The sequence below is a fragment of the Xanthomonas euvesicatoria pv. euvesicatoria genome, assembly GCF_020880415.1.
Taxonomy (GTDB): domain Bacteria; phylum Pseudomonadota; class Gammaproteobacteria; order Xanthomonadales; family Xanthomonadaceae; genus Xanthomonas; species Xanthomonas euvesicatoria.
Genome location: NZ_JAJIUJ010000079.1, coordinates 1 through 6,316 on the forward strand (window position 1 = coordinate 1; position 6,316 = coordinate 6,316).

The following is a 6,316-nucleotide window of genomic DNA, read 5'->3' on the forward strand; positions in this document are numbered from 1 at the left end:
GCGGCGCGCCTGGGCAACGCGCGCCTGCTGACCCTCTACGACCAGGCGACCTGGAGCGAGGGGCCAGCCTGGTGGGAGGCGCAGCGCACGCTGGTCTGGAGCGATGTGGTCGGCCGCCGCGTGCTTGGCTGGCGCGAGGACGGCGCGGTGGACGTGCTGCTGGATGCCACCGCCTTCACCAATGGCAATGCGGTGGATGCGCAACAGCGACTGGTGCACTGCGAACACGGGCGCCGCGCGATCACCCGTAGCGATGTCGATGGCCGGGCGCATCTGCTGGTCGGGCGGTTCGAGGGCAAACGGCTCAATTCGCCGAACGATCTGATCGTGGCGCACGACGGCGCGATCTGGTTCACCGACCCGCCGTTCGGGCTGCTCAAGCCCAGCCAGGGCTGCCCGGGCCCACAGGAGCTGGACCATCACGGCGTCTACCGGCTGCCGCCCGATGGCGGTGCCCTGCAGTGCATGGTCGGCCTGGATCACCCCAACGGGCTGGCGTTCTCCCCCGACGAACGCGTGCTGTACGTCTCGCAGACGCCCGAAGGTGGCCCGACCTCGCCGGAGATCACCGCCTTCGACTGGCGCGATGGCGCATTGCACAACCGGCGCCGCTTCGCGGTGGTGCCGGACGGCCTGCCGGATGGCTTTTGCGTGGACCGCCAGGGCTGGCTATGGAGCAGCTCCGGCGCGGGCGTGTGCGTCTTCGACACCGATGGCCAATACCTCGGCCTGGTGCCGACACCGGCCACGGCGTCCAACTGCACCTTCGACCTGGAGCAACGGCGGTTGTTCATCACTGGCGGCAGCACGCTGTGGCTGCTGGAGTTGCAGCAATAAGAACGGTTAACGAAAACCGCCAGGCGGACGCGGCCGCTGCCCGCGATGGCAGGGATCACGCGTACGAACGGTTGCACGCACGCCGTGCACATCCAGCAGCATGATCGCTCGCCAGGTTTTGGGCGCAGCGCCACGCCATGCAAGCCTGCTCGCCGCGATGCGCGCAGGCGGCAGCCACGGCATGAGGTGCGGCCTTCATTTGCAGCGGATCTCGCGCGGATTGGCGCTTGACCCGGCAACCTGCAGGCATAAAAAAAGCCCGCTTGCAGCGAACTGCCAGCGGGCTTTGCTCCCTCCCCCACGTCGGGATGCAGGATCATAGTGCGCGCCCCGAATCGGACTTGCACGCTGCACTGCAAAACAATACCAGGCAGTACAGAACTGGTGTTTTTTCTTCACGCCTGCGCGCGCGATGCAGGCCTCAGCGCAACAGGTCAGGTTGCGCGCGATACCACTCCGGCGCACCTCGCAGATGCCATTCGGGCGTGTCGCCGCGCAAGCCCACTGCCGCGCTCAGCAATCCCCAGCGGGCCAGCAGACTGCCGCGACGTTGATTGTCCTGCAGGCGCAGGCGCGCATCGACCTGAAAGCGTTCGTTGCGCGCCTGCAAGCCATCGACGATGACCGTCTCGCCTTGCCAGTGCGCGCGTGCGGTCAGCTGCGCCTGGCCTGCATCCACCAGCCGGAGCATCCAGTTCGGAATCGAGCGGTCGCGTGCATACAACGCCACCAGAAATGCCAGATCGCGCACCTGGATGCGTACACGCCCATCCACGCCAACCGGTTGTCGCCATTGCATGCGCGCATCGTCCAGCACGATGCGCGCCCACCAGCCATCGCGCTGTTGTCCATCCGGGCCGGTGAATCCGACATTGCGCAGCTGGATGCTGCTGGCATCGAGACTGAACTGTTCGGCGCGTAGATCGCCGCGCTGCAGGCGCAGATCCGCATCCACATCGCCGCGCAACGCCAGGCCGGCGAACTGCAGCCGCGCTGCACGCGCCCCGATGCGCACACCGCCCTTGCCGATGCGCCCACCCGGCTCGATCTGCAGATCGCCGCTGAGCACGCCGTTACCGCCGTCAAAGCGCAGTTGCTGCTGCGGCAGATAGCGGTTGTAGGCACGCAGATCCGGCACGCGGGCATTGGCGAAGACCAGATGCGCGCGCGTGGCATCGCGCAGGCTGCTCAGGTTGCGCGCATCGGCGCGTGTGCGCAGATCCAGGCGCAGATCGCGGCCTTGCACGAACGGGCGCGCGGGTGCGTCGGTATGCGCGATCGAAAACTGCTGCATCTGCAGTGCAAGCGCCGGCAGCAACTGTCCACTGGCATCGGCGTCCACGCGCAGATCTGCACTGGCCTGTCCCGTGATCGCATGCCCCATCACGCCCACCTGCGCGTGCACGTGCGGCACCTGCAGGCGGCTGCCGGCAGCAAGCTGGCCGCGATCGATCCGCAGATCGGCATCGACCAGGCCCTCGCCCTCCAGGGTCAGCCAATCCACATCCGGAAACAGCGCAGCAATCCAGCGCAACGAAGACAGCTGCCAATGCAGCCGCGCATGCCCGGACGTGCGCGGCAACAGGCTGCGCATGGATTGCACCGGCAATTGCCTGCCTTGCACGCGCAGGTCGGCGTCCAGCGTCAGCCCGGCATCGGCCGGCTCGGGCATGCTGACCTTGAGCCGCATGTCCTGATCGACCTGTAACTGCGCCGTCAATTCGCCAAGCAATGCGGCCGGCGTGCGCGTGCTGTCGTGCAGCGGCGCGCGCCATTGCAGCTGGCTCCCGGGCTGCAACGCGCCACGTATCCAGCGCAGCTCGCCATCTGCACGCCCCTTGCCGGCACGGGTCGCCAGCGTGTGCCGGCCCTGCGCATGACGGGTGACATCCAGCGCTGCGGTGTCGCCATGCACGGCGATCAGCGCATCGGTGAGTTGCAGCACCGCCAGTCCGCTTGCCTGATCCGGTGCATGCCGTGCGATGCTGGCGTCGATACGCAGCTGCCCATTGCGCATCACTTCGTCCTGCCCCCACCGCACACGCGCCGATTCGAACACTGCATGGGAGGGGAAGATTTCCATCGGCCCGCCACGCAGTTGTTTGAACAGGCCCAGTTGCAGTTGGCCCTGCCCTTCGATGTGCAGCTGACGCAGCGACACGGCCTGCACCTGCTCGGCAACGATGCGGTCCAATTGCAGGGTCCAGGCGGTTGGCGAGGCGGGTGTACCGGCTTGCGTGTCGGCGCGCCTGGCTGATTGCGGTGTGCTGGTGATAGGCATTCCGGGCTTCGCGTCCGTCGTGGCCGTTGCAATCGTCACGCGCAGATCCTGCGCGGGCGTCTGCGTCGTCGCCGAGTGTTCGGCATTGGGCGTTGCTGTGGGCGCCCGCTCGTTTGCTAAAGCGGCCGGCGTATCCGCGGCCCCCTTCGCCGCAGCAACAGCAGCACGCGTCGCTTGCGCCGCCGCAGGGGATTGCATCGCCCCCGTCCCGGGCGTTGCGGCTGCAGCCTGCATACCGCCACGCACACCGCGCACATGCAACTGCGGCACCAGCAGCTGGCGGTGCAGCAATGGCAGCAGCCGAATCTGCCCACTCATCCGCTGCGCGCTGACATTCCAGTGCGTGCGTGCCGAATGGCCTTGCAGGTCGACATCCCACAGCACCACACGCCCCGGCCACCAGGTCAGCGCAGGGCCCCAGTGCATCGTGAACTTGTCGGGCGAGCGATTCAGCGCAGCCGGGCCAAGCGGCGTGTTGAGCAATAGGTTGCCCAGCAGCAAATAGCTTGCGTACAGCGCAATCAGTGCCGATAGCGGCCATCGCAGTAAGCGTGGCAAGGCGCGCCAGCGGGCGCGAACAGGCATCGTCATGACGGCAGGCTCCTGGAAACCGCGCACGCGGCTGGGCACAGTGTGCCAAGCCAGCCGTGAGCAGGGCGCAGCACGCTCACGCCAGCGGCCGCATCACTTGGTTTTGGAGACCGCCGGCAACAGTGCGGGCTGCGCGTCATACCACTGGCGCGCACCGGCCAGATGCCACTGCCGCTGCTTGCCATCGAGTTCGATGCCGGCACCCAGCACACCCCAGCGCAGATACAGATCGCCGCGCCGCTGCGCATCGTTCAAGGCCAGCCGCGCACGCAGCGACAAGCGCGCGTTTTCCGCATGCAGGTCGTCGATCAGCAGCTGCTGCTTGCGCCAACGCAGCCGGCCGGTCGCATCCAGTTCGCCCGAATCCAGCAAACCCAGCACCCAGCGCGGATAGTCGGCGCGCTGGGCGAACACCGAGAGCAGTGGTGCGATATCGCGCATGCGAAGGGCTGCCTCGGCATCCACCTGGAACGGTGCCTCGGCCTGGATGGTGCCGGCACCCACTTGCAATTCGCCCCACCAATCGGCGTCTTTGCCGTCGTCGCCCACGCGCATGTTGCGCAGGCGTATGCGTGTGCCACTGAGGTCGAAGAACTTGTTCTTGAAGTCGGCGCGCTGCAGCGTTGCCTGCAACTCGGCATCGCCGCGCATCTGCACGCCAGCCAACGCCAGGTGCGCGCCCTGCCCGCGCAGATGCGCATGCCCGTTACCGACATCGCCGGAGGCATTGAGCGCCACATCGCCGGTCAGGCTGCCGCTGCCGCCGAGCAGGCGCACGTTATTGCCCGGCAGATAGCGGTTGTAGGCGGTGAGATCGGGCACACGCGCATCGCTGAAACGCAGCTGCGCCTTGAGCGTGTCGCTCAGGCGGGCCAGCTCGGCATCGCCATGCATGGCCAGTTGCAGATCGCGGCCGTCCAGCAGGAGCTGTTTGGGCGCATCGCGCGGCGCCGCCTTGAAGGTGGGAATGCTGACATCCAGATGCGCCTGCGGGGTGGCGGCATCGTCGATGCGCCCGTGCGCCTTGGCCACGCCGGCCAGGCGCGTGTCAAATACCTGCGCCACGGCCTCCACGCGCGGAATATCCAGCGTGCTGCCGGCACTCAACCGGCCCTGTGCAAGGCGCAGGTCCGCTTCGACCAGACCGCCACCTTCCAGCTGGAACCACGGCTTGCGCACGAACAGCTCGGCGATCCAGTTCAACGATTCGAACTTCCAGCGCCCACGCACCTGCCCCGACAGGCGCGGCAACAGCTGCGCAGGCCGTTCGAACGGAACGCTGCGCCCGGCGACGCGCAGATCGGCGTGCAGCTCGCTGCCGGTCTTCTCATCGCGCGGCAGCCGCGCCTGCACGCGGATGTCCTGCGCCACGTCCAGTTGCAGCGCAAGCATGCCGCGGTCGGTGGCACCAACGCCCGCAAGCAATGGCAGCCGCCACACCGCACGGCTGCCCGGCTGCAGCGCGCCGCTGGCCAGGCGGATATCGGCCTCCACGCGCGCGGCCGATGGCCCGCTGCCGATGTCCACATGCGGCGCGCCGGTGTCGATCTTCAGCGCCACGGAATTGGCTTTGAGCTGTAGCCGTGCGGCGGTGATGCCGAGCTTGCGCAAGCCCGGCGCCTGGTCGCGGTAATGGCGTGGAAACTGGAACTGCGCATCCAGCTGCGCACCGTTGAACACCTGCACTCCGTCGTAGCTGACCACCGCGTCGGTAAAGCCCGCTTCGGAAGGAAACAGTTCCGACGGCCCGCCCTTGAGTTGCTTCAGGAAACCGACCTTGCCGTGCCCTTGTCCGGCAATCAGCAATTTGCCCAGGCGGGCACTGCGAATGCTGTTGCTGGTGATTGCATCAAAGCGCAACGTCCAGCCCTGGTTGCCCCGCGGCGGTGGCGGAATCGGCGTATCGGAGGTTTCCACTTCTGCGCTCACGCCGGTGGCATGCAGCCAGGGCAGGCGCACTTCGCGCCGAAACAAGGCCAGCAGGGCGATACGCGCATGTGCGCGGTCGGCGTGGAAGACGTACACGGTGCGGTTGGCCTGCCCACGCATGCGCACGTTCCAGGCGATGACCTCGCCCGGAAACAGCGTCACTGCCGGGCCGGTCTGCATGGTGAACTTGTGCGGTTGCCGATTGGTGCTGGCGTCGAACAGCGGGGTATTGAGATACAGGTTGCCGGCCAGCAGATACAGCGCGTACAGCGCCAACACCACGCCCACTGCACGACGCCACGGCCGTGGCCAGCGCTGGAAGCGGTCGCGAAGTGAGGGCATGGGCACAGGCAGGAAAGAGTCTGCCGCCACTATCCCGGTTGCGCTGACCGCGACGCGTGAACAAGGCTGGTGCCGTTGCGGGAATCGGGAATCGGCGGCGAGCCTGGAAGTTGGCGCGCGGCCGGTGACCGGTGCTGCGCCGCGATGCGCTGAACCGCTGCAATCGCGCAATCCCTGCGTTTAACGCTTCTCGAACTTCATTGCTGTGCACGACATGCAGCGACATCGCAGGGTCACGTGCCGGGTGGATAACGGTCCTGCCCGCTCGCTTCCTGTGCCAGGAAGGCTCTCTCCCCCTTCTGTCACTGAGCGAAACGGGCCATCACTGGGTGGTGT

3 protein-coding genes are annotated in these 6,316 nt (G+C 67.1%); 1 reads left to right on the forward strand and 2 read right to left on the reverse strand.

Translation table 11 applies throughout. From position 1 onward, the window contains the following. The coding region (locus LN450_RS13525; protein ID WP_228892808.1) for an SMP-30/gluconolactonase/LRE family protein at window positions 1-837 on the forward strand (837 nt) is incomplete at its 5' end. Between the two features lie 421 nt (window positions 838-1,258). On the opposite strand, the gene LN450_RS13530 is transcribed toward LN450_RS13525, so the two are convergent. Together LN450_RS13530 and LN450_RS13535 are read right to left on the reverse strand one after the other, a co-directional pair. After that, window positions 1,259-3,709: a hypothetical protein gene (locus LN450_RS13530; protein WP_011346215.1), complete on the reverse strand. Its 2,451-nt coding sequence runs from the start codon at window positions 3,707-3,709 to the stop codon at window positions 1,259-1,261. Window positions 3,710-3,802: 93 nt separating this feature from the next. Beyond that, on the reverse strand, window positions 3,803-5,980 hold the full coding sequence (locus LN450_RS13535) for a translocation/assembly module TamB domain-containing protein (RefSeq protein ID WP_014089229.1): 2,178 nt from the start codon (window positions 5,978-5,980) through the stop codon (window positions 3,803-3,805). Window positions 5,981-6,316: the final 336 nt, after the last annotated feature.

Bases quoted from the DNA above. Each gene is read 5' to 3' on its own strand.
- LN450_RS13530 (WP_011346215.1), bottom strand. From the start codon at position 3,709: ATGACGATGCCTGTTCGCGCCCGCTGGCGCGCCTTGCCACGCTTACTG.
- LN450_RS13535 (WP_014089229.1), bottom strand. From the start codon at position 5,980: ATGCCCTCACTTCGCGACCGCTTCCAGCGCTGGCCACGGCCGTGGCGT.